At 66.0% G+C, this 23,288-nt stretch carries 25 protein-coding genes; 9 read left to right on the forward strand and 16 right to left on the reverse strand.

From position 1 onward, the window contains the following. Positions 1–51: 51 nt before the first annotated feature. Positions 52–426, reverse strand: a complete 375-nt coding sequence (gene copC / locus H3H55_RS13550) for a copper homeostasis periplasmic binding protein CopC (RefSeq protein WP_193098882.1) — start codon at positions 424–426, stop codon at positions 52–54. Positions 427–537: 111 nt separating this feature from the next. Here copC and H3H55_RS13555 point away from each other — a divergent pair, with 111 nt between their 5' ends. Continuing rightward, positions 538–1,254 (forward strand): pseudouridine synthase, encoded by a 717-nt coding sequence (locus H3H55_RS13555; RefSeq protein ID WP_193098883.1) that lies wholly within the window; start codon positions 538–540, stop codon positions 1,252–1,254. A 105-nt stretch (positions 1,255–1,359) separates the two neighbouring features. Next, positions 1,360–1,548: a hypothetical protein gene (locus H3H55_RS13560; protein WP_193098884.1), complete on the forward strand. Its 189-nt coding sequence runs from the start codon at positions 1,360–1,362 to the stop codon at positions 1,546–1,548. Here the strand turns inward: H3H55_RS13560 and H3H55_RS13565 are convergent. Then, positions 1,531–2,568 (reverse strand): NAD-dependent epimerase/dehydratase family protein, encoded by a 1,038-nt coding sequence (locus tag H3H55_RS13565; RefSeq protein ID WP_193098885.1) that lies wholly within the window; start codon positions 2,566–2,568, stop codon positions 1,531–1,533. The two genes, H3H55_RS13560 and H3H55_RS13565, sit on opposite strands and share 18 nt — an antisense overlap. 107 nt (positions 2,569–2,675) lie before the next feature. On the opposite strand from H3H55_RS13565, the gene H3H55_RS13570 reads away from it, so the two are divergent. The 3 genes from H3H55_RS13570 to H3H55_RS13580 all read left to right on the forward strand — a co-directional run bounded on the left by H3H55_RS13570 (position 2,676) and on the right by H3H55_RS13580 (position 5,646). Further along, positions 2,676–3,707, forward strand: a complete 1,032-nt coding sequence (locus H3H55_RS13570; protein WP_193098886.1) for a CDP-6-deoxy-delta-3,4-glucoseen reductase — start codon at positions 2,676–2,678, stop codon at positions 3,705–3,707. Between the two features lie 285 nt (positions 3,708–3,992). Continuing rightward, positions 3,993–5,177 (forward strand): acetylornithine transaminase, encoded by a 1,185-nt coding sequence (locus H3H55_RS13575; RefSeq protein ID WP_193098887.1) that lies wholly within the window; start codon positions 3,993–3,995, stop codon positions 5,175–5,177. 13 nt (positions 5,178–5,190) lie between these two features. Beyond that, entirely contained in the window at positions 5,191–5,646 is a 456-nt protein-coding gene (locus tag H3H55_RS13580) for a GNAT family acetyltransferase (protein WP_193098888.1), read from the forward strand. A 21-nt stretch (positions 5,647–5,667) separates the two neighbouring features. Here the strand turns inward: H3H55_RS13580 and H3H55_RS13585 are convergent, their stop codons facing one another. From H3H55_RS13585 to H3H55_RS13620, 8 genes are all read right to left on the reverse strand, one after another. Beyond that, positions 5,668–6,339 (reverse strand): DUF2278 family protein, encoded by a 672-nt coding sequence (locus H3H55_RS13585; protein WP_129514692.1) that lies wholly within the window; start codon positions 6,337–6,339, stop codon positions 5,668–5,670. A 289-nt stretch (positions 6,340–6,628) separates the two neighbouring features. Beyond that, a complete protein-coding gene (locus H3H55_RS13590; RefSeq protein WP_193098889.1) occupies positions 6,629–7,345 on the reverse strand; it encodes an ABC transporter ATP-binding protein in 717 nt (238 codons plus the stop codon). Further along, positions 7,345–8,121 carry an ABC transporter ATP-binding protein gene (locus H3H55_RS13595; RefSeq protein ID WP_048250308.1) on the reverse strand — a complete coding sequence of 259 codons (777 nt, stop codon included), beginning with the start codon at positions 8,119–8,121 and terminating at the stop codon, positions 7,345–7,347. Before H3H55_RS13595 ends, H3H55_RS13590 begins: the two co-directional genes overlap by 1 nt. Before the next feature lie 24 nt (positions 8,122–8,145). Then, positions 8,146–9,315, reverse strand: a complete 1,170-nt coding sequence (locus H3H55_RS13600) for an ABC transporter permease subunit (RefSeq protein WP_193098890.1) — start codon at positions 9,313–9,315, stop codon at positions 8,146–8,148. Positions 9,316–9,333: 18 nt separating this feature from the next. Further along, positions 9,334–10,284, reverse strand: coding sequence for a branched-chain amino acid ABC transporter permease (locus tag H3H55_RS13605; RefSeq protein ID WP_129512779.1), 951 nt, complete (start codon positions 10,282–10,284; stop codon positions 9,334–9,336). 211 nt (positions 10,285–10,495) lie between these two features. Then, complete coding sequence (locus H3H55_RS13610) at positions 10,496–11,188, reverse strand: amino acid-binding protein (protein WP_226800035.1); 693 nt, start codon at positions 11,186–11,188, stop codon at positions 10,496–10,498. A gap of 203 nt (positions 11,189–11,391) precedes the next feature. After that, positions 11,392–12,372 (reverse strand): 4-hydroxy-3-methylbut-2-enyl diphosphate reductase, encoded by a 981-nt coding sequence (gene ispH / locus H3H55_RS13615; RefSeq protein WP_034178810.1) that lies wholly within the window; start codon positions 12,370–12,372, stop codon positions 11,392–11,394. 2 nt (positions 12,373–12,374) lie between these two features. Then, a complete protein-coding gene (locus H3H55_RS13620; RefSeq protein WP_193098891.1) occupies positions 12,375–12,830 on the reverse strand; it encodes an FKBP-type peptidyl-prolyl cis-trans isomerase in 456 nt (151 codons plus the stop codon). A 135-nt stretch (positions 12,831–12,965) separates the two neighbouring features. Here H3H55_RS13620 and radC point away from each other — a divergent pair, with 135 nt between their 5' ends. The 4 genes from radC to nadB all read left to right on the forward strand — a co-directional run bounded on the left by radC (position 12,966) and on the right by nadB (position 16,145). Further along, complete coding sequence (gene radC / locus H3H55_RS13625) at positions 12,966–13,742, forward strand: RadC family protein (protein ID WP_193098892.1); 777 nt, start codon at positions 12,966–12,968, stop codon at positions 13,740–13,742. Between the two features lie 237 nt (positions 13,743–13,979). After that, positions 13,980–14,213, forward strand: a complete 234-nt coding sequence (gene rpmB, locus H3H55_RS13630) for a 50S ribosomal protein L28 (protein WP_004186391.1) — start codon at positions 13,980–13,982, stop codon at positions 14,211–14,213. A 17-nt stretch (positions 14,214–14,230) separates the two neighbouring features. Then, the gene (gene rpmG, locus H3H55_RS13635; protein WP_006478046.1) at positions 14,231–14,398 is read left to right on the forward strand and encodes a 50S ribosomal protein L33; all 168 of its coding nucleotides are present in this window, start codon (positions 14,231–14,233) and stop codon (positions 14,396–14,398) included. 160 nt (positions 14,399–14,558) lie between these two features. Next, positions 14,559–16,145 (forward strand): L-aspartate oxidase, encoded by a 1,587-nt coding sequence (gene nadB, locus H3H55_RS13640; RefSeq protein ID WP_129512780.1) that lies wholly within the window; start codon positions 14,559–14,561, stop codon positions 16,143–16,145. A gap of 92 nt (positions 16,146–16,237) precedes the next feature. Here nadB and nadC read toward each other — a convergent pair whose 3' ends face one another. The 6 genes from nadC to purN form a co-directional block, all read right to left on the reverse strand. Next, complete coding sequence (gene nadC / locus H3H55_RS13645) at positions 16,238–17,188, reverse strand: carboxylating nicotinate-nucleotide diphosphorylase (protein WP_226800037.1); 951 nt, start codon at positions 17,186–17,188, stop codon at positions 16,238–16,240. After that, positions 17,188–18,324, reverse strand: coding sequence for a quinolinate synthase NadA (gene nadA / locus H3H55_RS13650; protein ID WP_193098893.1), 1,137 nt, complete (start codon positions 18,322–18,324; stop codon positions 17,188–17,190). Before nadA ends, nadC begins: the two co-directional genes overlap by 1 nt. A gap of 211 nt (positions 18,325–18,535) precedes the next feature. Beyond that, positions 18,536–19,732 (reverse strand): acyl-CoA desaturase, encoded by a 1,197-nt coding sequence (locus H3H55_RS13655; protein WP_193098894.1) that lies wholly within the window; start codon positions 19,730–19,732, stop codon positions 18,536–18,538. A gap of 216 nt (positions 19,733–19,948) precedes the next feature. Beyond that, a complete protein-coding gene (locus H3H55_RS13660; protein WP_193098895.1) occupies positions 19,949–21,346 on the reverse strand; it encodes a mechanosensitive ion channel family protein in 1,398 nt (465 codons plus the stop codon). A gap of 18 nt (positions 21,347–21,364) precedes the next feature. After that, entirely contained in the window at positions 21,365–22,627 is a 1,263-nt protein-coding gene (locus H3H55_RS13665; RefSeq protein ID WP_129512784.1) for an RsmB/NOP family class I SAM-dependent RNA methyltransferase, read from the reverse strand. Then, complete coding sequence (gene purN / locus H3H55_RS13670) at positions 22,624–23,286, reverse strand: phosphoribosylglycinamide formyltransferase (RefSeq protein WP_193098896.1); 663 nt, start codon at positions 23,284–23,286, stop codon at positions 22,624–22,626. The genes H3H55_RS13665 and purN overlap by 4 nt, the downstream gene beginning before the upstream one ends. Between the last annotated feature and the right edge of the window lie 2 nt (positions 23,287–23,288).

Genomic DNA, 23,288 nt, shown 5'->3' on the forward strand with positions numbered 1-23,288 from the left:
GTCGGATAAGGGCAGCCGCAGCCCTGGCACGGGCCTGCCGCCGCCGTTGCGTTACTTCACGCTGAAGCCATACGCGCCCTGCGTGCGGTGTCCGTCGGTGGCGACGGCCACCCATTTCACCGTATAGGCGCCCGTGCCGACCGCCGTGAGCGGCACCGTCATCCGCTTGCGGTTCGACGCGTCGATGCGTGTCTTGCCGTCCGACACCGTCTTGCCGTCGCCGTCGACGACGACGATCGAGCTGAACGCCGGCTCCAGCGGCTCGGTGAAGTCGATCGTGACGGCGGCCGGTGCGGCAGCCACCGCCGCGCCCGCCGCCGGATCGCTCTTGGCGACATGCGCATGCGCGAACGCGGCCGACGAAACGGTCGCGGCAAGGACGACGGCGGCAGCCTTGCGGCCGAACGGGAACGAATCGAAAGACATGGACTTTCCGTGAAGAATGAAGGGGCACCGCGCCCCGCGCGGCGTTCCGGCAGCTTACCAGCGCAGGCGCGTTCATGCCGGTCGCGCGCGGCTTGATAGAATGCGCGCGCTATGGATCTCGAAAGCATTCTCTACACCCAGGGCTTCGGCTCGCGCCGCCAGTGCCGCGGCCTGATCGAAGCGGGCCGCGTCGCCGTCGCGGGCGCCAGCGCGACCGACCCCGACGCCCCGTTCGATACCGACGGCCTCGTATTCGAGGTCGACGATACGGCATGGCCGTTCCACACGCACGCGTATCTCGCGCTCAACAAGCCGGCCGGTTACGAGTGTTCGCGCGATCCGCAGCACCACTCAAGCGTGTTCAGCCTGCTGCCCGCGCCGCTCGTCGCGCGCGGCGTGCAGTGCGTCGGGCGTCTCGACCAGGACACGACGGGCCTGCTGCTGCTGTCCGACGACGGCCAGTTCGTGCACGCGTATACGTCGCCGAAACGCAAGGTGCCGAAGACCTACGTGGCGACCGTACGCCACCCGCTCGACGACGCGCAGCTGCACGCGCTGCGCACCGGCGTGCAGCTCCACGGCGAGCCGAAGCCGATCGCGGCGGTCGCCGCCGACGCACGCGACACCCACGCGCTCGCGCTGACCGTCCTCGAGGGCAAATATCACCAAGTGAAACGCATGGTCGCGGCGGCGAGCAACCGCGTCGAGCTGCTGCACCGCGAAAGCGTCGGCGGCTTCACGCTACCGGGCGACCTCGAACCGGGCGCGTGGCGCTGGCTCGATGACACTGACCTTTCAGCGCTGCGCAATCCCGTCAAAACCCTGTAAGGGAAAATCCGCACGACCGTTCGGAGTCCGGCCGCATCTCCGCCGCACGATCCCCCGCTATACTCGAATCACAAGCTGTACGAGCAGCGATGCAGGGGAGACATCATGAACATCAACCATTCTTTTGAACTGTCGTACGTGACGATCGCGTTCGCGATCGTCGGTGTCATCGTGATCGGCGGCCTGCTGGCCGCGATGCACATGAAGCACAAATATCATCCGAATCTGATTGGCGCGCTGATCGGCGCGCTGCTGTGCTTCCTGCTGATCGAGGCGTTACCGGCGCTGACCTGACGCGCTGCCCGGCGTGAGCGTTTGAAGGAAATCGTCTACGGTCGGATATCGCAACGTCACGCACAATTCGGCCTTGAGCCGTGCGTTGGACAAGCGCCGCGACTCGCGCATGAATGACAGCAGCGTCGGTTCGAGCTGGCGTTCGGCGTCCGCGCGGCTGACGCGCGGCGGCTTCGGCAGGCCCAGCGCCTGCGCGACCCGGTCGAAATACTCCCCCATCCGCAGTTCGCTGTCGTCCGACGCATGCACGGCGCGCGCCGGCCTGCCGCGCTCGGCCGCGCGGCGCAGGATCGCCGCGAGATCGTCCGCGTGGATGTGGTTCGTGTAGACGTCGTCGGCCGCCTCGAGCGCCGGCGTGCCGCGCTCGAGCCGCGCGATCGGCAGACGGTTCGCCGCGTAGATGCCGGGAATGCGCACGATGCGTGCGGACATCACGCCGCGCGCGGTCGCCGCACGCAGTTGCCGCTCGGCCGACACGCGCCGGAACGCGCGCGGATTCGCGGGGCGCAGTGGGTGCGTTTCGTCGATGCGCGCGCCGCCGCAGTCGCCGTATACGCCGGTCGTACTGGCGTAGACGAGCCTCGGCGCACGAAGGCCGTCGGGTACAATACGCGCTGCCCGAACGGGCGCGCCGGCCTGTCGGGCAGCGGCGCGCAGCGTTCGGAGCCGGCCGACCGCCGGTGCCGGCGGCACCGCTGGCCGTCGAGCGGGCACGGTCGTTGCGGCAATCAGCGCACGCGTGCGCCGGTCGTCGCGGCCATCGGACTGCGGCGGCGCGAGATGCAGGATCGTGCGGGCAAGACCCGCGAGACGGCCGAGCGTCGCCGGGCGGTCGAGATCGCCGACGATCGGCGTCGCGCCCACGGCGCGCAGTTCGTCGCGGCGGGCCGGGTGGCTCGTCAGCGCGAAGATCCGCAGGTTGCGGCGCGTGTCGCGCCATTGCGCGACGCAGCGCATGCCGACGTCGCCGCAGCCGACGATCAGTGCGCGCGGCCTGCGCAGGATTCGTGTCGCGATCATGTTGGTTGCGAAATCAGTAGCCACCGTTGCGCGACGCGCAACGGGTTTGCATTGTAGCTGCCGTGCTCGACATGCACGGTCCCCACATTTTGTTCTAGTTTGGTTCTATGGCATTCAACGTCACTCTCAAGCAAAGCGGCCGGCAATTCCAGGTCGAGTCGGACGAAACCGTGCTGGCGGCCGCGCTGCGCCAGAACGTCCATCTGCCGTACGGCTGCAAGAACGGCGCATGCGGCTCCTGCAAAGGCCAGATCGTGTCGGGCCAGATCGAACAGGGCCCGCACGCCGCGTCGGCGCTGTCCAACGACGAGCGCACGCGCGGCCTCGCGCTGCTGTGCTGCTCGAAGGCGCAATGCGATCTCGAGATCGACGTGCGCGAGATCGCCGGCGTCGACGGCGTGCAGGTGAAGAAGCTGCCGTGCCGGATCGCCGCGCTCGAACGCAAGGCCGACGACGTGATGGTCGTGAAGCTGCAGTTGCCGGCCAACGAACGCCTGCAGTATCTCGCGGGCCAGTACGTCGAGTTCATCCTGAAGGACGGCTCGCGCCGCAGCTACTCGATGGCGAACGCGCCGCACGAGGAAGGCCCGATCGAGCTGCACATCCGCCACATGCCGGGCGGCAAGTTCACCGATCACGTGTTCGGCCCGATGAAGGAGCGCGACATCCTGCGCTTCGAAGGCCCGCTCGGCACGTTCTTCCTGCGCGAGGATTCCGACAAGCCGATCGTGCTGCTCGCGTCGGGCACCGGCTTCGCGCCGATCAAGGCGATCATCGAGCACGTGAAGCACACGGGCATCACGCGCCCGATGACGCTCTACTGGGGTGCCCGTCGCAAGAAGGACATCTACCTCGGCGAGCTCGCCGAGCAGTGGGCGCGCGAGATCCCGAACTTCAAGTACGTGCCGGTGCTCTCCGAGCCGGATAGCGGCGACCAGTGGACCGGCCGCACGGGCTTCGTCCATCGTGCCGTGATCGAGGACCTGCCCGATCTGTCGGGCCACCAGGTGTACGCCTGCGGCGCGCCGGTGATGGTCGAATCCGCACAGCGCGACTTCACGCAGCACCACGCGCTGCCGGCCGACGAGTTCTTCGCGGACTCGTTCACGAGCGCCGCCGATCTCGCCCACCCGGTCTGAGTACCGCGCGCCCGCGTCCCGCGCCGCGATGTCACATCCGTGGCATCGCAGCGGTTTACAGTGAGGCGCGCGATGCCTTATGCTTGCGCACATGAACCGCTTCCTGTCCGCTCTTCGACGTCGCCGCTCGCCGCTCCGCCCGGATGCCGCAGGCTCGTCACGGACTCGCGCGTAACACCATTCCGCTTCACCGGTTACGCACAAGCTGTTCGACCCACCAGCCACGGCCTTCCGTGGCTTTTTTATTGCCCGTTTCCCTTTCAACGTCCGCTGGAGTCTGCTGCCATGCCCCTGAACGATTATCCGATCGACTCGCTGATGTACATCACGAACCGCCCCGACATCGTGTTTACGCACGGCAAGGGTTCGTGGCTCTACGATCACACGGGCAAGCGCTATCTGGACTTCATCCAGGGCTGGGCCGTCAACAGCCTCGGCCACTGCAACGACGGCGTCGTCGAAGCGCTGAAGAAGCAGGCGGAAACGCTGCTGAACCCGTCGCCGGCGTTCTACAACGAACCGATGGCCAAGCTCGCGGGCCTGCTCACGCAGCACAGCGTGTTCGACAAGGTGTTCTTCACGAACAGCGGCGCCGAGGCGAACGAAGGCGCGATCAAGCTCGCGCGCAAGTGGGGCCGCAAGTTCCGCAACGGCGCGTACGAGATCATCACGTTCGACCACAGCTTCCACGGCCGCACGCTCGCGACGATGTCGGCCAGCGGCAAGCCGGGCTGGGACACGATCTACGCGCCGCAGGTGCCGGGTTTCCCGAAGGCCGAGCTGAACAACATCAACTCGGTCGAGAAGCTGATCACCGACAAGACCGTCGCCGTGATGCTCGAACCGATCCAGGGCGAAGGCGGCGTGATTCCGGCGACGCCCGAATTCATGCGCGAGCTGCGCGCGCTGACCAAGCAGCACAACCTGCTGCTGATCGTCGACGAAGTGCAGAGCGGCTGCGGCCGCGCGGGCACGCTGTTCGCGTACGAACTCGCCGACATCGAGCCGGACGTCATGACGCTCGGCAAGGGCATCGGCAGCGGCGTGCCGCTCGCGGCGCTGCTGTCGAAGGCGGAGGTCGCGGTGTTCGAGGCCGGCGACCAGGGCGGCACGTACAACGGCAACCCGCTGATGACGGCGGCCGGTTATTCGGTGATCTCGCAGCTCGTCGCACCCGGCTTCCTCGAAGGCGTGCGCGCCCGCGGCGAATACCTGAAGCGCAAGCTGCTCGAACTGTCGGAGGAGCGCGGCTTCGAGGGCGAACGCGGCGAAGGCCTGCTGCGCGCGCTGCTGCTCGGCAAGGACATCGGCCCGCAGATCGTCGAGAAGGCGCGCGACATGCAGCCCGACGGCCTGCTGCTGAACGCCGCGCGGCCGAACCTGCTGCGCTTCATGCCCGCACTGAACGTGACGACCGAAGAGATCGACCAGATGATGGCGATGCTGCGGTCGATCCTCGACACGCTCTAAGGAGACCGCCACGATGGATGCCGCCGCCGACGCTGTCGCTATCCGCCCGTTCGAACGCGCCGACACCGATGCCGTGCTCACGGTATGGCGCGACGCGTTCCCGCAGTACGAAGAAGCCGACGCACCGCCGCATCGCGATCCGCTGCGATCGATCGAGCTGAAGCTTGCGACGCAGCCCGAGCTGTTCTTCGTCGCGACCAGCGGCGCGCGCGTCGTCGGCACGCTGATGGCGGGTTTCGACGGCCATCGCGGCTGGCTCTATTCGTTCGGCGTCGCGAACGACGCGCGGCGGCTCGGCGTCGGCCGCGCGCTGATCGCGCACGCGGAAAGCGCGCTCACCGCGCGCGGCTGCCTGAAGATCAACCTGCAGGTGCTGCCCGGCAACGACGATGCGTGCCGCTTCTATGCGGCACTCGGTTATCGCGTCGAGGAGCGCATCTCGTTCGGCAAGACGCTGCCGGCCGCGTGACGTAGCCGCCGGCGGCCCGTATCAGCGCGTGATCGGCCCCGCGCCCGGCAGCGGATTGCCGAGCGCGTCGGTCGGCACCGCCTGCTGTTCGAACGCCGCGAAATACGCGGCCCACTGCGTATCGCTCACGCGCACGATCAGCGCGCCGTCCTGCCATACGTCGTTGTGGTCGTTATGGTCGTCGCCCGCGCGATGCAGGTAGTTCGGGCCCGTCGAGCCCTGGTTCATGTGGGTGTCGTGGATCCCGTTGCCTTCCGCATAGGTGCGGCCGAACACGACGACGTCGAGGCCCTGCGACTGCGCGGTGCTCACGAGCCGCAGCAACGACGGGATCGGCTCCGGGTTCTCGGTGCCGTCCATCACCGCACTCGCGCGCCACGCACCCGTCTCGTTCAGGATGTCGCTGCGCAGGTAGTCGAGCGCCGGCAGCGCGGTCTGTCCCGTGAGGTCGGTGTAGCCTTCGGCCGCGGCCGCGAGCGTCTGCGTGACGGGATGGTGGAAATCGTAGACGAGCTTGTAGTTCAACAGGTCGTCCGCATCGCTGGTGCCGACGTTGATCGCGACATCCCAGTCGCCGGCCGGCAGCGCCAGCGTCAGGTGGATGTGATACTGAATCTCGCTGCCGTGCGGCGAGCCCTTCAACTGCGCCACCGACGTCACCTTCGCCTTCACGAAACCGTAATCCAGACTCATGCGTGTGTTCTCCGTGTGCCGATGGGCCGTCGATGGTAGGCGGCCCGCGTGTCGGTTTGAGGGCGACCGGCATCGGGCGCCGGCATCGTACGGCCGCCCCCATCGTTTCCCGCGCCGCATGCACGGCGCAACTGTCGAATGGAGTCGCCTCCGCGCGCACAGTTCGACCCGAATCGCCGAACACGAAAAAAAAGGCTGTCACGGCATTCCGTGACAGCCTTTCGAAAGCCCTGGTGCGGCGCGCGCGGCACCTGCCGCTACACGTCACCGGGCCCGCTCATTCACTCGCTCATTCGCCCAGATACGCGGCACGCACCTTCGGATCGTCGAGCATCTGCTTCGCATCGCCTTCCATCGTGACCACGCCCGAGTCCATCACGTAGCCGCGGTCGGCCGCCTGCAGTGCGAGGCGCGCGTTCTGTTCGACCAGCAGCACCGTGATGCCCTCCTTCGAGATCTCGCGCACCACTTCGAAGATCTTCTCGACCATGATCGGCGACAGCCCCATCGACGGCTCGTCGAGCAGCAGCAGCTTCGGCTTCGACAGGATCGCGCGCGACATCGCCAGCATCTGCTGCTCGCCGCCCGACAGCGTGCCCGCCAGCTGCGTCGCCCGTTCCTTCAGGCGCGGGAAGAAGCCGAACATGCGGTCGACGTCCTTCTTGATCTGGTCGTTGTCGTTGCGCAGGTACGCGCCCATCTGCATGTTCTCGATGATCGACATCCGCGCGAAGATCCCGCGGCCTTCCGGCACCATCGCGAGGCCGCGCTTGAGCAGTTCATGCGACGGCACGCCCTTGATCGACTTGCCGTCGTACTCGATGTCGCCCGCCGAATACGGCTTGAGACCCGTGATCGCCTTCATCGTCGTGGTCTTGCCTGCACCGTTCGCGCCGATCAGCGTCACGAGCTCGCCCTGACGGACCTCCATGTCAACGCCCTTGACGGCCTGGATGCCGCCGTAGTTGACCTGCAAGCCCTTGATTTTCAACATTGCCGCTGCCATCAGTGCACCCCTGCGCCGAGATATGCCTCAATCACCTTCGGATTCTTCTGCACGTCCTGCGGCAGACCCTCGGCGATCACCTTGCCGTAATCGAGCACCGTCATCCGGTTGCACAAGTGCATCACGAGCTTCACGTCGTGCTCGATCAGCAGAATCGTGCGGCCGTCCGAGCGGATCTTGTCGAGCAGGCGCGTGAGTTCGACCTTCTCGGTCGCGTTCATCCCGGCCGCCGGCTCGTCGAGCGCGAGCAGCTTCGGGTCGGTCGCCAGTGCGCGTGCGATCTCGAGACGGCGCTGGTGGCCGTACGACAGGTTGCGCGACGTGTAGTCGGCGTACTGCAGCACGCCGACGTATTCGAGCAGCTCGATCGCGCGTTCCTTGATCTCGCGCTCCTCCTGGCGTTCGGCCGGCGTCTGGAACACCGCGCCGAGCAGACCGTGCTTGGTGCGCACGTGGCGGCCCACCATCACGTTCTCGAGGGCCGTCATCCCGCCGAACAGGCGGATGTTCTGGAAGGTGCGCGCAATGCCGGCCTTCGCCACCTGGTGCACCGCCGTCGGCGTGTAGTTCTGGCCGTCGAGCTTGAAATCGCCGGAATCCGGCGTGTACAGGCCCGTGATCACGTTGAAGAACGTCGTCTTGCCGGCGCCGTTCGGGCCGATCAGGCCGTAGATCTCGCCTTCCTTGATCTGCAGGCCGACGTCGGAAAGTGCCTGCAGGCCGCCGAAGCGCTTGTTCACGCCCTGCACGGACAGTCGGATTTGCTTGTCGCTCATGTGTATATCCCCTGTGTCCGTAGGTTAGGCGCGCACCGGCTTCTTGCTGGCGCGCTTCGCCAGTTTCGCGATCTTGTCCTCATGCTTCGGCGCGGGCCACAGGCCTTCCGAGCGATACAGCATGATGATCACCATCGCGAGACCGTACAGCGCCTGACGGATCACCTCCGTATCGACGATGTCATGACCGAACAGCGCATGCTGCAGCGGGCTCATCGTCGAGCGCAGGAATTCCGGGAAGATCGCGAGCAGCACCGCACCCAAGATCACGCCCGGGATATGGCCCATGCCGCCGAGCACCACGCAGGCCAGCACGACGATCGATTCCCAGAACGTGAACGACTCGGGCGACACGAAGCCCTGGAACGAACCGAACATCGCGCCCGACAGGCCGCCGAACGACGCGCCCATCGCGAACGCGAGCAACTTCACGTTACGGGTGTTGATGCCCATCGCCTTGGCCGCGATCTCGTCCTCGCGGATCGCCGCCCATGCGCGGCCGATGCGCGAGTGCTGCAGACGCGTACACGTCCAGATCACCAGCAGCGAGCACAGCACGAACAGGTAGTAGTACATGTAGACCGACGGCAGCTGGAGGCCGAACAGCGAGTGTGTCTGCGACAGGTTGAAGCCGCCGACATGCACCGGATCGATGCCCGTGATCCCCTTCGGGCCGTTGGTGATGTTCACCGGACGGTCGAGGTTGTTCATGAAGATCCGGACGATTTCGCCGAAGCCGAGCGTGACGATCGCCAGGTAGTCGCCGCGCAGTCGCAGCGTCGGCGCGCCGAGCAGGATCCCGAAGGTCGCCGCCAGCGCCATCGCGATCGGCACGATGATCAGGAACGGGATGTGCAATCCGCCGGGCGCCAGGTTCGCGATCCACTCGAACTGCGACGTCAGGTGCGGCGAGCTCAGCAATGCCGCCGTGTACGCGCCCACCGCGTAGAACGCGATGTAGCCCAGGTCGAGCAGGCCGGCGAAGCCGACCACGACGTTCAGGCCGAGCGCGAGCATCACGTACAGCATCGCGAAGTCGAGCACGCGGACCCAGTAGTTGCCGCCGGCCGAGCCGATGATGATCGGCGCGGCGATCACGAACGCAGCGGTCAGGATGCCGATGATGACGGTCTTGGTGGTGTTGCGCTCCTCGACGAGCGACGTCGAGGATTCGATCGGTTGAATGGATGTCATGTTGTTTGCTCCCTTCCGTTACGCGCGATCCGCGACACGTTCGCCCAGCAGGCCCGACGGACGAAACACCAGCACGATGATCAGCACGATGAAGGCGAACACGTCCTGGTAGTTACTGCCGAATACGCCGCCCGTGAGGTTGCCGATGTAGCCGGCACCGAGCTGCTCGATCAGGCCGAGCAGCACGCCGCCGACCATTGCGCCACCGAGGTTGCCGATCCCGCCCAGCACCGCGGCGGTGAACGCCTTCATGCCGGGAATGAAGCCCATGTAGAAGTGCACGTTGCCGTATTCGGACGCGATCATCACGCCGGCCAGCGCGGCGAGCGCGGAGCCGATCATGAACGTCGCGGAAATCACGAAGTTCGGGTTCACGCCCATCAGGCTCGCGGTGTTCGGGCTTTCGGCGATCGCGCGCATCGCGCGGCCGAGCTTGGTCTTGTGCACGAGCAGCAGCAAGCCGCCCATCACGATGAACGCCACCGCGATGATCACGATTTCAGTCACCGAGATCACGGCGCCGGGCGTCGTGTCGGTGGCCTTGATCACGTTGATCGGATCGGTCGGCAGCAATTGCGGGAACGGCAGCGGGTTGCGCGACCAGATGATCATCGCGGCGGTCTGCAGCAGGATCGACACGCCGATCGCGGTGATCAGCGGCGCGAGGCGCGGCGCGCGGCGCAGCGGCCGGTAGGCGACCCGCTCGATCGTGAAGCCGACGAACGCACAGACGATCGCGGCGATACCCAGGCCGATCGCCAGCGTCGCGACGTTGCCGAGTCCGGGGAAATGGTTCTGCAGCACGGTAATGGCTGACAGGGCGACCATCGCGCCAATCATCAGCACGTCGCCGTGCGCGAAGTTGATGATGCCGAGAATGCCGTACACCATCGTGTAACCCAACGCGATGATGGCGTACACACTGCCGAGCACCAGTCCGTTGAGAACCTGCTGGACGAAAATATCCATTTAAAGCTCCTTGGCCCGTGCTGCCGGAGGACGTTGCGCCCCGCGGGTAAGCGAGGAATCGCGCCTTCTCGGCGACACTGCGAGTACTAGTCGATACCGGTAAGGGTGGATCGTCCCGGCGCGCGCCGCCCGGCCTGTACGGCCGGACCTGCCGCCGGAGCGGATACAAAAACGGCACCGCACTGTCCCGGTGCCGTCATGAGTCCCGTCGCTAAATCGTCACGACATCGAGGACGGTGTTCGTGGCCTCCTTGAAGTCGTACGACAGCATGCTGAAACGGCCGGCGTCCGGTTGCCCGGCGCCCGTGCCTTTTTCCATCCCGAGCGATGCAGGCATCGCACCCGGGCAAATCAGGTTCCGCGCCGCGTCGCCCGGCAAGGCGTCGCGAAGGTTGCGCCCGACTTTCGTCGGAGCTGCAGCGGAATCCGTCACACGAACCAGATCGCGCGCCGCGACACGGTCGGTCGCGGCGGCATGCTGTTTCGTCGATTCGAAATGAAGGGGGGCCGGCGACATCCGCACGTTGCCGGCATCGCCGTGACCGGTGGCCCGCCGCGACGCAACCTGCATGCCCGCTGCCGGACCGGCCGTCAGGCCAAGCGCGTTGATTTCGTCGATCGTCAAACGTGCCCCGTTTTCCTTGTCCTTGCCCAATTGCGCGATACGGCATGCCGATGGCAACGCACGACCGGTTCCGGCGACGCGCACGCCGCTGACCGGCGGTGACGCGAGCACCGCTGCCTCCCTACCCGCCTCGTCGTCGCTCTTTTTGCTGCGACCGGCAATCATTGCAACCGGTGCGGCGACGGACACGGCGTAAGCCAACTTCACATGCATTGAATGGTCTCCCGCGCCTTGCCAAAAACCGATTTCAAAGCCATTCAGACCTGAAAACGGGCGCATTGTAACTCCATTTATAGGCCGCCAATAATCCTGATTCGATGGGGTTTTCCTGCATTGCAACCAATTTTGAGAGACGGTCCGGAACGGCGAGAGCAACCGGGTTGCACCGCGATTATGAATTACGGTTGCAATTACAATTTCTATACGCAAAAAAAAGCGCGCCCGGAGGCGCGCTTTGGTGTTCCGCGGGTGCGATGCGGCAATCAGGCGGCGGGCGGCAGGTTCAACCCGCGCGGCAGCGGAAACGACACGTTTTCCTCGATGCCGTCGAGCGCGCGGACATTGCGCACGCCGAGCTCGCGCAGCCGCGCGATCACGGCCTGAGCGAGCACTTCAGGCGCCGACGCGCCGGCCGTCACGCCGATCCGACGCTTGCCGGCGACCCATGCCGGATCGATCTGGTCCGGCGCATCGACCATGTACGCGTCCACGCCGCGCTTCTCGGCCACTTCGCGCAAGCGACTCGAATTCGAGCTGTTCGGACTCCCGACGACGATCACGACATCGCACTGCGGCGCCATGAACTTCACCGCGTCCTGGCGGTTCTGCGTCGCGTAGCAGATGTCCTGCTTCTTCGGCTCGCGGATCTTCGGATATTTCGCCTTCAGCGCCGCGATGATCTCGGCCGCATCGTCGACGGACAGCGTCGTCTGCGTGACGAGCGCGATGCGCTCGGGATCGGCGAGCTCGAGCTTCTGCACGTCTTCGACGCTCTCGACGAGATGCATGCCGCGCTCGACCTGCCCCATCGTGCCTTCGACCTCAGGATGGCCCTTGTGCCCGATCATGACGATGTCGACGCCGTCCTGGCGCATCTTCGCCACCTCGACGTGCACCTTCGTGACGAGCGGGCAGGTTGCGTCGTAAATGCGCAGCCCGCGCACGTCGGCCTCGTCGCGCACGGCCTTCGACACGCCGTGCGCACTGAAGATCACGGTGTTGCCGGCCGGCACTTCCTCGAGTTCCTCGACGAAGATCGCGCCTTTCTTCTTCAGATCCTCGACCACGTACTTGTTGTGGACGATCTCGTGGCGAACATAGATCGGCGCACCGTGCATCGCGATCGCGCGCTCGACGATCTCGATCGCGCGGTCGACGCCTGCGCAGAAACCGCGCGGCTGGGCCAGCAGGATTTCGGCATCGGCGGCAACGGTCTGCCCGGACAGCGTGTCGGTGGTACTCATGATTACAGGATTCCGATGATTTTCACTTCGAACGTGAGCGCCTGGCCCGCGAGCGGATGATTGAAGTCGAACAGCGCGGAGGTCTCGCTGACTTCCTTCAGCACCCCCGCGTACCGGCCACCGTCCGGCGCATTGAACTCGATCAGCTCGCCCGGCGTGAAATCGTCGCCGACCATCCCGTTCTCGCGCAGCGTCGACAGCGTCACGCGCTGGAGCATGTCGGGATTACGGGGACCGAACGCCTGTTCGGGCGTTAGCTGAAAAGTCGAGTGGTCGCCGACCCGGAGCCCCATCAGAATCTGTTCCAGCGAGGGCGCCAGTTGCCCCGCGCCCATCAACAGCGTGGCCGGCTTGTCGGAGAAGGTGTTGACGATGTCGGCGCCGTCGGCCAGTGCCAGCCGGTAATGCAACGTGACGTGGGAACCGGGCTTCACTTCGGATAGATCGATGAGGCTCATGAATTACTCGTTCAGTCGGCGCCCGAAACGGCCGAAAGGCCCGGCGCAAAGCCAATATTGTAAGTCACCTGAGCGCGCAAGGCGGAAAGTGCGACGACGCCACGCACACCGCCCGCCGCCAATGGAGTTTCGACCATGCTGTCACCCTGCCCCATCCTGCCGCCGGCCGAATGCCGCGACACCGCCGATGCGCCGGCCGATCCGGCCCGCCGCAACCGTGCTGGCGGGCCGCGCAAGCGCCGCCCGCCGAACTGGCAGCCCCATCTGCCGCGCGAACGGCTGCTGGAGCGCGGGCCGGCTGCGTTGACGGACGCCGAATTGATCGCGCTGGTGCTCGGCACGGGCGGCGGCGGGCACGACGTGTTCGTCAGCGCCCGCGCGCTGCTCGAACGGTTCGGCGACTCGCTGCGCCGGATGCTCGATGCCGATCCCGACGAATTCGAAACGCATCCCGGCATCGGCGTTGCGCGATCGGCGCGGCTGATCGCGGTGACCGAACTCGTGCGGCGCGCGCTTGCCGAAAAGGCGCCCGAACGGATGCAGATCGGCTCTCCGGGCGCGGTCGAGGATTTTTTGCGGCTCATGATCGGCACGCGCCCGTATGAAGTGTTCGTCACGTTGTATCTCGATGCCCGTCACGGCCTCATCGATACGGAAGAAAGCGCGCGCGGCTCGCTGACGCGCATGGCCGTCTACCCGCGCGAAATCGTGCGCCGCGCGCTGAAGCAGAACGCCGCGGCGCTGATCGTCGCGCACAACCACCCGTCGGGCGCGGTGCAGCCGAGCGCGGAAGACCGCCGCCTGACCCGCTCGCTGCGCGACGCGCTGCAGCTCGTCGACGTGCAGTTGCTCGATCACGTCGTCGTCGGCACCAGCGACACTTTTTCGTTCGCGCGTGCCGGTTGGCTGTAGACTGTGGCGCGGCGGCCCGTCCCAGGGCGCCGCAACGACGATTCGAAATTAGGTTTGATTTTCCTGAACTTTTTCTGCTAGAATCGCCGTCTGTATTTTTTCCAACCAGTTCTAGCCATCGAAGGGCCTTGTCTGTAAGGGCTACGGCGTTCTGAGTGCAGCCATGGATCACGTGGCGGTGCGATGGAACCTTCACCGGCGATCGAACCCCGAATTTAGCGTATTAGGAGTGCTCTCATGGCACGCGTATGCCAAGTAACTGGGAAAGCGCCGATGAGCGGCAACAACGTTTCCCACGCCAACAACAAGACCAAGCGTCGCTTCCTGCCGAACCTGCAAAACCGCCGGTTCTGGGTGGAGAGCGAAAACCGCTGGGTGCGCCTGCGCGTCTCGAACGCCGGCCTGCGCCTGATCGACAAGAACGGCATCGATTCCGTGCTCGCTGACCTGCGCGCACGCGGCGAAGCCTAAGCCCAAGGAGCACAATCATGGCAAAAGGCGCACGCGACAAGATCAAGCTCGAGTCGACCGCTGGCACGGGTCACTTCTACACGACCACGAAGAACAAGCGCAACATGCCGGAAAAGATGGCGATCAAGAAGTTCGATCCCGTCGTCCGCAAGCATGTGGAATACAAAGAAACCAAGATCAAGTAATCTCCGGTTTCTGCCAGCCTGACGGCGAAAGAAAAGCCCCGCACATGCGGGGCTTTTTGTTTTGCGCGCACGCTCGAGCCCGACGCGGTATGCTCTCCCCTTTCCGCGGCCACGGCCGCCGGAACGCACAAGATCAAAAGCGTAATGATGGAGATGCAGCATGAAATTCGACGTGGCGATCGTCGGCAGCGGCCTGGCAGGGCTGTCGGTCGCACTCAATCTGGCCAGCACGCGACGTGTCGCGCTGATCGCGAAACGTTCGATGATGGAGGGCGCAAGCGATAACGCGCAGGGCGGCATCGCGGCCGTCCTCGATTCGGCGGACAGCATCGAGAACCACGTCGACGACACGCTGGTCGCCGGCGGCGGCCTGTGCGACGAAGGCGCGACGCGCTACATCGTCGAACACGGCCGCGAAGCGATCGAATGGCTGATCTCGCAAGGCGTGCCGTTCACGAAGGACGACGCGGCCGAGCTCGGTTTCCATCTGACGCGCGAAGGCGGCCACAGTCACCGCCGGATCATCCACGCGGCCGACGCGACCGGCCATGCGGTGCTCGCGACGCTGTCGGAGCGCGCGCGCCAGCATCCGAACATCACGTTCTTCGAAAACCACCACGCGATCGACCTGATCACGTCGGACCGGCTCGGCCTGCCTGGCCGCCGCTGTCACGGCCTGTATGCACTCGACGTCGACAACGACCGCACGATCACGATCGAGGCGCCGCATACGGTGCTCGCGACGGGCGGCGCCGGCAAGGTCTACCTGTACACGACGAACCCCGACACGGCGACCGGCGACGGCATCGCGATGGCGTGGCGCGCGGGCTGCCGCGTGTCGAACATGGAATTCATCCAGTTCCACCCGACCTGCCTGTTCCATCCGTATGCGAAATCGTTCCTGATTTCCGAGGCCGTGCGCGGCGAAGGCGGCCTGCTGAAGCTGCCGGACGGTACGCGCTTCATGCCCGCGCACGATGCGCGCGCCGAGCTTGCGCCGCGCGACATCGTCGCGCGCGCGATCGACTTCGAGATCAAGAAGCGCGGGATCGACTGCGTGTATCTCGACATCAGCCATCAGCCGGAAGCGTTCCTGCGCGAACACTTCCCGACGATCCACGCGCGCTGCCTCGAATTCGGCATCGACATCGCGAAGCAGCCGATTCCCGTCGTGCCGGCCGCGCACTACACGTGCGGCGGCGTCGTGACCGACCTGGCCGGGCGCACCGATCTCGCGGGCCTTTATGCGGTCGGCGAAACGTCGTACACGGGGCTGCACGGCGCGAACCGGCTCGCGAGCAACTCGCTGCTCGAATGTCTCGTGATCGGCCGTGCGGCGGCCGAGGCGATCGAGGCGGCCGGCTTCGATACCGAAACGCCGGCCACGCTGCCCGCGTGGGACGAAAGCCGTGTGTCGGATGCGGACGAGGAAGTCGTCGTCGCGCACAACTGGGACGAGTTGCGCCGCCTGATGTGGAACTACGTCGGCATCGTGCGTACCGACAAGCGCCTCGAACGCGCCAAGCACCGGCTGTCGCTGCTGCGCGACGAGATCCACGAGTACTACGCGAACTTCCGCGTGACGCGCGACCTGCTCGAACTGCGCAATCTCGTCGACGTCGCGACGCTGATCGTGAAGAGCGCGCACTCGCGCCGCGAAAGCCGCGGATTGCACTACAGCCGCGACTGGCCGCACACGCTGCCGAAGGCGCTGCCGAGCGTGCTCACGCCGCGCGCGCGTCGCTGAGCGGCACGCCCTTCCCGGCTGTGGCCGCACAAGAAAAAAGCCGTTGGCGTTTGCGCGCCAACGGCTTTTTTGTCTGATCGTTTAACGCTCGGTCAGTCGACGATCCGCATCGAATAGTCCGTCGCGCGCACGTCCTTCGTCAGCGCGCCGATCGAGATGCGATCGACGCCCGTCTCCGCGAACGCGCGCACCGTATCGAAGTTGACGCCGCCGGACACTTCGAGCACGGCCTTGCCATCCGTCACGCGCACGGCTTCACGCATCATGTCGAGCGTGAAGTTGTCGAGCAGCACCGACTGCGCGCGATGCGCAAGCGCCGTGTCGAGTTGCGCAAGCGTCTCGACCTCGACCTGCACGGGCACGCCCGACTGCAGCGCGAACGCCGCGTCGAGCGCCTCGCCGACACCGCCCGCCGCTGCGATGTGGTTCTCCTTGATCAGGATGCCGTCGTACAGCGCGAGGCGCTGGTTCTCGCCGCCGCCGACGCGCACCGCGTACTTCTGCGCGAGCCGCAGGCCCGGCAGCGTCTTGCGCGTATCGAGGATCTTCGCGCGCGTGCCTTCGACGCGATCGACGTAACGGCGCGTCGCGGTCGCGACGCCCGACAGCAGCTGCAGGAAGTTCAGCCCGTTGCGTTCGGCCGTCAGCAGCGCGCGCGCCGGCCCCTCGAGTTCGCAGACGGTCGAATCGGGCATCATCCGGTCGCCTTCCCGATAGCGCCATTGCACGACGATCGCCGGATCGATCCGGCCGATCACGGCCTCGAACCACGGCACGCCGCACAGCACGGCTTCCTCGCGCACGATGATGCGCGCGCGGCGACGCCCGCCGGCCGGCACGAGCCGCCCGGTCTGGTCGCCGATGCCGACGTCTTCCGCGATCGCATCGGCTACATTGCGCGCGATCGCGTCCTCGAATGCCGCGCCGTATTGGTCGCGGACGATGTCGAACAGCGGGGATACCGCGCTCGTCGTGCCGCCCTCAAGGACGGCAGCCGCTCCCTCAGCGGCCAGCGAACGAATGTGAGCGTGCGGGCCGTCCATTACGCCGCCCCCACGTTCGCGAACAGTTGCTGGTCGCGCTGCAGATCGCCGCTCGCCTGCACGCGCTTTTTCTGCGCGGCCGCGAAATCGAGCATCCGGTCGATCGGCAGACGCGCGCGCTCGCCGATCGCGGGATCGACGAAGATCTCGTTGTGACCGCGTTCGAGCACGTCGGCAAGGTTCGCAAGACCGTTCATCGCCATCCACGGGCAGTGCGCGCAGCTCTTGCAGGTCGCGCTGTTGCCGGCCGTCGGCGCCGCGATGAACGTCTTGCCGGGCGCTGCGAGCTGCATCTTGTGCAGGATGCCGAGATCGGTCGCGACGATGAAATGCGTCGCGTCGAACTTGACGGCCGCGTCGATCAGTTGCGTGGTCGAGCCGACGACATCGGCCTGCGCGACGACATTTTCCGGCGATTCGGGATGGACGAGCACCTTCGCGTCCGGATATTCGGCGCGCAGCAGATCGAGCTCGATACCCTTGAATTCGTCGTGCACGAGGCACGAACCCTGCCACAGCAGCATGTCCGCGCCGGTTTTCTTCTGAATATAGCTGCCGAGATGGCGATCGGGTGCCCAGATGATCTTCTCGCCGCGCGCGTGCAGGTCGGCAACGATCTCGAGGCCGATCGACGACGTGACCATCCAGTCCGCGCGCGCCTTCACGGCTGCGCTGGTGTTCGCGTAGACCACCACGGTGCGGTCGGGATGCGCATCGCAAAACGCCGAGAATTCGTCGACCGGACAGCCGAGGTCGAGCGAACAGGTCGCGTCGAGATCGGGCATCAGGATCCGCTTGTTCGGACTCAGGATCTTCGCGGTTTCGCCCATGAAGCGCACGCCGGCGACGACCAGCGTCTGCGCGTCGTGATCGCGGCCGAAACGGGCCATTTCGAGCGAATCGGCAACGCAGCCGCCCGTTTCGTCGGCCAGCTCCTGCAATTCGGCATCCACGTAGTAGTGCGCGACCAGCACGGCCTTTTCACGCACGAGCAACGCCTTGATGCGCGCCTTCAGCGCGGCGCGCTCCTCGGGGGACGGCGTATCGGGTACTTTTGCCCATGCCTGTCCGACACCGCAGACCGCGCCTGCCGCGATCGGACGGTCGTACTCGACGGGTTTGATCGTCGATTGCATCTCCATATCTCCTGTCGGCGGGAGTGGGTGCTCCAGCACTTGCTCCCCCGCCCAATGCTTCGCGGTCGACCGACGTGAGCGCTTCAGCACTGACTCCGGATCCATGCAAAGCTCAACCCTGCCGACGGCCACCTCGAAAACCGCCGGCTCAAATGAAAAAACCCCGCCAACGCGGGGTTTGTGACGTCCTTAGATTCTAATCGATTTCGAATCAGGCGTAGCGACGCAGGCGTGTCGCGAATTCCTGCAGCGCCTTGATGCCGCTTTGTTCTGCGCGATGGCACCAATCCTGCAATTGCGCGAGAAGCTGTTCGCGCGACGCGGTCGAGCGATCCCAGATTGCGGCGAGATCCTGGCGCAACTGGAAGTACGTGTGCAGCTTCTGGCTGTTCGCGAAGATCTCCGGCAGCAGCTTCTTCTGCGGCTCGTCGAGGCCGTCGGCGTCCTTGTGGAACCACTTGCGCGCGCCGCGCATCAGCTGGTACTTCTCGCTCGAGCCGAGTTCCTTCAGGTGCGCGAGCTCCTGGGCGTATGCACGCTTCACAGCCTTGCCGTAGCGCGCCATCACTTCGTAGCGGTTCGACAGCACGGCCTGCAGCGTTTCCTGGTCGAGCACCGTCTTCGGCTTGTTCAGGCGCGGCGTCGGTGCGACCTTCTTCACTTTCGCGAGACCGAACGCCGACATGATGCGGATGTACATCCAGCCGATGTCGAACTCGTACCACTTGTTCGACAGCTTCGCCGACGTCGCGAACGTGTGGTGGTTGTTGTGCAGTTCTTCGCCGCCGATCACGATGCCCCACGGGAACAGGTTCGTGCTCGCGTCGGCCGAGTTGAAGTTGCGATAACCCCAGAAGTGACCGAAGCCGTTGACGACGCCCGCCGCCCAGAACGGAATCCAGACCATCTGCACGGCCCACACGGTCAGACCGAGCACGCCGAACAGCGCGACGTCGATCACCATCATGATGCTGATGCCGAGGATCGGGTACTTCGAATAGACATTGCGTTCGATCCAGTCGCTCGGCGTGCCGTGGCCGAACTTGCGCATCGTCTCTTCATTCTTCGCTTCCGCGCGATACAGCTCGGCGCCTTCGAGGAACACCTTCCAGATGCCGCGCGTCTGCGGGCTGTGCGGATCTTCCTCGGTCTCGCACTTCGCGTGGTGCTTGCGGTGAATCGCGGCCCATTGGCCCGTCAGCATGCCGGTCGTCATCCACAGCCAGAGGCGGAAGAAGTGGCTCGCGATCGGATGCAGCTCCAGCGCGCGGTGCGCCTGGCAGCGGTGCAGGTAGACCGTCACGCCGATGATCGTGACGTGCGTGACGGCAAGCGCGAACAGCGCGACCTGCCACCACGAGAAATGCAGGAGCCCGTGGGAAAGAAAATCGAGCAGGGAATTCAACAAGGCAGTTACCTGTGATGAGATGAGTGCGACGCCGGCTCGCGCAGGCGTCAGAAAAATGAAAGCATACCGCGTATAGACCTGAATTTTACTTCAACCGTTCCAAGTCTTTGTAAAAAATGAATATTTTCTTGCCCTGACGCAACAAAGGCAGTCCAGAGGCGGACTTGGAAAGGCCCGCGATCCGGTTCCGACCGCGGGGTCGGTACGGTTGCGCGTCTACGCGGCCGGCGCGCGCCCGTCCGCCACGCCGTTGCCGGCCACCGGAGCGCCGGCCGCCGGATCCTGCGGGGCCACTGCACCCGCCGCGGGAAAGCCGTCCGGCAACCCGACGACGCGCACTTCGCGCTGCGGAAACGGAATCGAGATCCCGTGCTCGCTGAACAGCCGCCAGATGTTGCGGTTCACGGTCGAACGCACGCCCGACGTGCCTTTCGCCGAATCCTCGATCCAGAAGCCGAGCTCGAGGTCGATCCCGTCCGCGCCGAAGCTCACCAGATACGGGGTCGGCGCGGGCTCGGCCAGCACGCGCGGCACGCCCTTCGCGGCATCGGCAAGCAACGCGAGCGCGTGCTCGACATCGCTCGTGTACGCGACCTGCACCGCGACCTTCGCATAACCGCGCGTCAGGTACGACGACTGGTTCTGCACGACGTCGGTGATCAGCTTCTCGTTCGGGATCAGCGTCTCGTTGCCGTCGAGGCCGCGCACGACCGTGTAGCGCGTGCGGATCTGCGTGACGACGCCCTGCAGCCCGCCGACGCTGATCGCATCGCCGAGCCGCAGCGAGCGGTCGAGCAGGATGATGAAGCCCGACACGTAGTTGCTCGCGATCTTCTGCAGCCCGAAGCCGAGGCCGACGCCCACCGCGCCGCCGAACACGCCGAGCACCGTCACGTCGATGCCGACGAGCGACAGCCCGATCAGGATCGCCGCGAACACGAGCAGCGCGCGACCGACCCGCGACAGCACGACCTTCAGGTTCGCATCGAGCGTGCTCGCACGCGTGAGGCGATCCTCGAGCACCGAGCCGAGCCACATCGCGACCATCAGCGTCACGCAGACCCACAGCGCGCCGGAGATCAGCGACAGCAGCGTCAGGTGCGCATTGGCGACGCGGAACTGCACGCTGTCGAGCCAGCCGAGCACGTCGCGCTGGATGCCGAGCACGGTCAGCACCATCGCGGCCCACACGACGGTCGACACGATCTTCTCGACGATCGACAGCCACGCATGCGTGTGGCCATCGCGCGCGAACACGCGCCGTGCGAAGAAGAACAGCACGTAGATCAGCCCGATGCCGAACAACGGCACCAGGGCGAGCGACAGCAGCGACGTCGACATGAACGGGTCGAACGCGAGCTGCGCGACGCCCGCGAAGACGCCCCCGAACAACGGGAACAACGCGCGCTTCAGGCTTTGCGCGCCCGCGCCGGGCGCACGTCCGGCCGCCCGGCGGCGCGCATCGATCCGGCCGTGCACGAAGCGCGCGGCCACCCATGCGAAACACAGCGCGCCGACGAGGATCGCCGCCTGCCAGATCATCACCGGCTGGTGGAAATCGCGAATCACCGACGCCAGCCGGTGCGACAGCAGGCGGCTTTGCAGATTCTCCATCGTCCGTCCGGCCTGTCGTTACTGCGCGCGGCGTTCAAGCACCGCGGCGAAGAAGCCGTCGGTCGCGTGACGATGCGGCCACAGCGACAGGTAGTCGCCGGTCTCGATCTCGATGCGCTGGTCGGCCAGCACCTTCTGCGCCGGCACCAGCACGAACTCGGGATGGTCGGCCAGGAACTGTTCGACGATGCGCTCGTTCTCGGCGTCGAGCACGCTGCAGGTCGCGTAGACGAGCCGGCCGCCCTTCTTCACGAGACGCGCGGCGCTCGCGAGGATCGACGCCTGCTTCGGCGTCAGCTCGTCGATCGCGGTGCGCGACTGGCGCCACTTCAGGTCCGGATTGCGGCGCAGCGTGCCGAGGCCGCTGCACGGCGCGTCGACCAGCACGCGGTCGATCTTGCCGGCGAGCCGCTTGATCTTCGCGTCATGCTCGCTGTCGATCAGCACCGGGTTCACGTTCGACAGCCCGCTGCGCGCGAGGCGCGGCTTCAGCTTCGCGAGGCGCTTTTCCGACACGTCGAACGCGTAGAGGCGCCCGGTCGAGCGCATCATCGCGCCCAGCGCGAGCGTCTTGCCGCCGGCGCCCGCGCAGAAATCGACGACCATCTCGCCACGGCGCGGCGCGACGAGCGAGCACAGCAGCTGGCTGCCTTCGTCCTGCACCTCGATCTGGCCTTCCTCGAACAGCTTCAGGCGCGTCAGCGCCGGCTTGCCGACGACGCGCACGCCGAACGGCGCGAACGGCATCGCGCCCGCATCGATACCGTTCGCGCGCAGCGCGTCGATCACCTGGTCGCGGGTCGCCTTCTGCGCGTTGGCACGCAGGTCGAGCGGCGCCGGGTAGTTCAGCGCGGCGGCGAGCTGCGCGAGTTCCTCGGCGTCGAATCGGGCCGACAGCGCCTGGTGGATCCAGTCGGGCAGGTTCGTGCGGACGCGCACCGGCAGGCTCGCCGGATCGATCTTCGACACGTGCTCGAGCCACGCGGACTCGGTGTCGGACAAAAACGGCCTCAGCGCGTTACGGCCGGCCGTCTGCATCAGGCCGAGCAGCGTGAGACGCCGCGCGGGCGTGCCCGTGCCGCTCTCGGCCAGGTGCGAAAACTCCATCTTGCGGCGCAGCACTGCGAAGACCGCCTCGGCGATCACGCCGCGCTCGGCATGCCCGAGCTTCGGGTGCGCGCGGAAGAACCGGCTCGTCGTCGCGTCGGCGGGGCCGGCGAACTTCAGCACCTCGGCCAGCAAGGTCTCGGTCTGGCCAATCAGGAATCCGTGCAGCTTCATACACCCTCACTCGTTTCGGTATGCGGTTGATCCGCGAAAATCCAGCGTGCTTCTTCCGGCGCCACGACGGCACGGCCGTTCTCGAGGCGCAAGCGCCCCTCGACGAACCAGCGCACCGCGCGCGGATACAACACGTGCTCGACCGTCAGCACGCGCTGCGCCAGCGCGGCCGCGTCGTCGCCCGCGCGCACGGGCACCGCGCCCTGCGCGACGATCGCGCCGCTGTCGAGTTCGGGAATCACGAAGTGAACGGTCACGCCGTGCAGCGCGACGCCCGCGTCGAGCGCCTGCTGGTGCGTGTGAATGCCCTTGAAGCTCGGCAGCAGCGACGGGTGGACATTCAACAGCCGACCTTCATATCGTCTGACGAATGCCGGCGTGAGGATGCGCATGAAGCCCGCGAGGACGACGAGATCGGGTGCGAAACGGTCGATCTCCGCGGCAAGCGCCGCGTCGAAGCTGTCGCGGCCGTCGAAAGAACGGTGGTCGACCACCGCGGTCGCCACCCCGTGCGACGCGGCAAAAGCCAGGCCGGCCGCATCGGGCCGGTTGGCGATCACGGCGGCAACCTCGGCCGGCCAGCGTTCCTGCGCGCACGCGCGGACAATGGCCTCCATGTTGCTGCCGCGACCGGAAATCAGGATCACGAGTTTTTTCATCC

Origin of the sequence: Burkholderia sp. Z1 (assembly GCF_014893795.1) — a bacterium.
Classification (GTDB): Bacteria; Pseudomonadota; Gammaproteobacteria; order Burkholderiales; family Burkholderiaceae; genus Burkholderia; species Burkholderia theae.

Coding starts and splice junctions, on each gene's coding strand:
- copC (WP_193098882.1), bottom strand. CDS start 426: ATGTCTTTCGATTCGTTCCCGTTCGGCCGCAAGGCTGCCGCCGTCGTC.
- H3H55_RS13555 (WP_193098883.1), top strand. CDS start 538: ATGGATCTCGAAAGCATTCTCTACACCCAGGGCTTCGGCTCGCGCCGC.
- H3H55_RS13560 (WP_193098884.1), top strand. CDS start 1,360: ATGAACATCAACCATTCTTTTGAACTGTCGTACGTGACGATCGCGTTC.
- H3H55_RS13565 (WP_193098885.1), bottom strand. CDS start 2,568: ATGATCGCGACACGAATCCTGCGCAGGCCGCGCGCACTGATCGTCGGC.
- H3H55_RS13570 (WP_193098886.1), top strand. CDS start 2,676: ATGGCATTCAACGTCACTCTCAAGCAAAGCGGCCGGCAATTCCAGGTC.
- H3H55_RS13575 (WP_193098887.1), top strand. CDS start 3,993: ATGCCCCTGAACGATTATCCGATCGACTCGCTGATGTACATCACGAAC.
- H3H55_RS13580 (WP_193098888.1), top strand. CDS start 5,191: ATGGATGCCGCCGCCGACGCTGTCGCTATCCGCCCGTTCGAACGCGCC.
- H3H55_RS13585 (WP_129514692.1), bottom strand. CDS start 6,339: ATGAGTCTGGATTACGGTTTCGTGAAGGCGAAGGTGACGTCGGTGGCG.
- H3H55_RS13590 (WP_193098889.1), bottom strand. CDS start 7,345: ATGGCAGCGGCAATGTTGAAAATCAAGGGCTTGCAGGTCAACTACGGC.
- H3H55_RS13595 (WP_048250308.1), bottom strand. CDS start 8,121: ATGAGCGACAAGCAAATCCGACTGTCCGTGCAGGGCGTGAACAAGCGC.
- H3H55_RS13600 (WP_193098890.1), bottom strand. CDS start 9,315: ATGACATCCATTCAACCGATCGAATCCTCGACGTCGCTCGTCGAGGAG.
- H3H55_RS13605 (WP_129512779.1), bottom strand. CDS start 10,284: ATGGATATTTTCGTCCAGCAGGTTCTCAACGGACTGGTGCTCGGCAGT.
- H3H55_RS13610 (WP_226800035.1), bottom strand. CDS start 11,188: ATGCGCCCGTTTTCAGGTCTGAATGGCTTTGAAATCGGTTTTTGGCAA.
- ispH (WP_034178810.1), bottom strand. CDS start 12,372: ATGAGTACCACCGACACGCTGTCCGGGCAGACCGTTGCCGCCGATGCC.
- H3H55_RS13620 (WP_193098891.1), bottom strand. CDS start 12,830: ATGAGCCTCATCGATCTATCCGAAGTGAAGCCCGGTTCCCACGTCACG.
- radC (WP_193098892.1), top strand. CDS start 12,966: ATGCTGTCACCCTGCCCCATCCTGCCGCCGGCCGAATGCCGCGACACC.
- rpmB (WP_004186391.1), top strand. CDS start 13,980: ATGGCACGCGTATGCCAAGTAACTGGGAAAGCGCCGATGAGCGGCAAC.
- rpmG (WP_006478046.1), top strand. CDS start 14,231: ATGGCAAAAGGCGCACGCGACAAGATCAAGCTCGAGTCGACCGCTGGC.
- nadB (WP_129512780.1), top strand. CDS start 14,559: ATGAAATTCGACGTGGCGATCGTCGGCAGCGGCCTGGCAGGGCTGTCG.
- nadC (WP_226800037.1), bottom strand. CDS start 17,188: ATGGACGGCCCGCACGCTCACATTCGTTCGCTGGCCGCTGAGGGAGCG.
- nadA (WP_193098893.1), bottom strand. CDS start 18,324: ATGCAATCGACGATCAAACCCGTCGAGTACGACCGTCCGATCGCGGCA.
- H3H55_RS13660 (WP_193098895.1), bottom strand. CDS start 21,346: ATGGAGAATCTGCAAAGCCGCCTGCTGTCGCACCGGCTGGCGTCGGTG.
- H3H55_RS13665 (WP_129512784.1), bottom strand. CDS start 22,627: ATGAAGCTGCACGGATTCCTGATTGGCCAGACCGAGACCTTGCTGGCC.
- purN (WP_193098896.1), bottom strand. CDS start 23,286: ATGAAAAAACTCGTGATCCTGATTTCCGGTCGCGGCAGCAACATGGAG.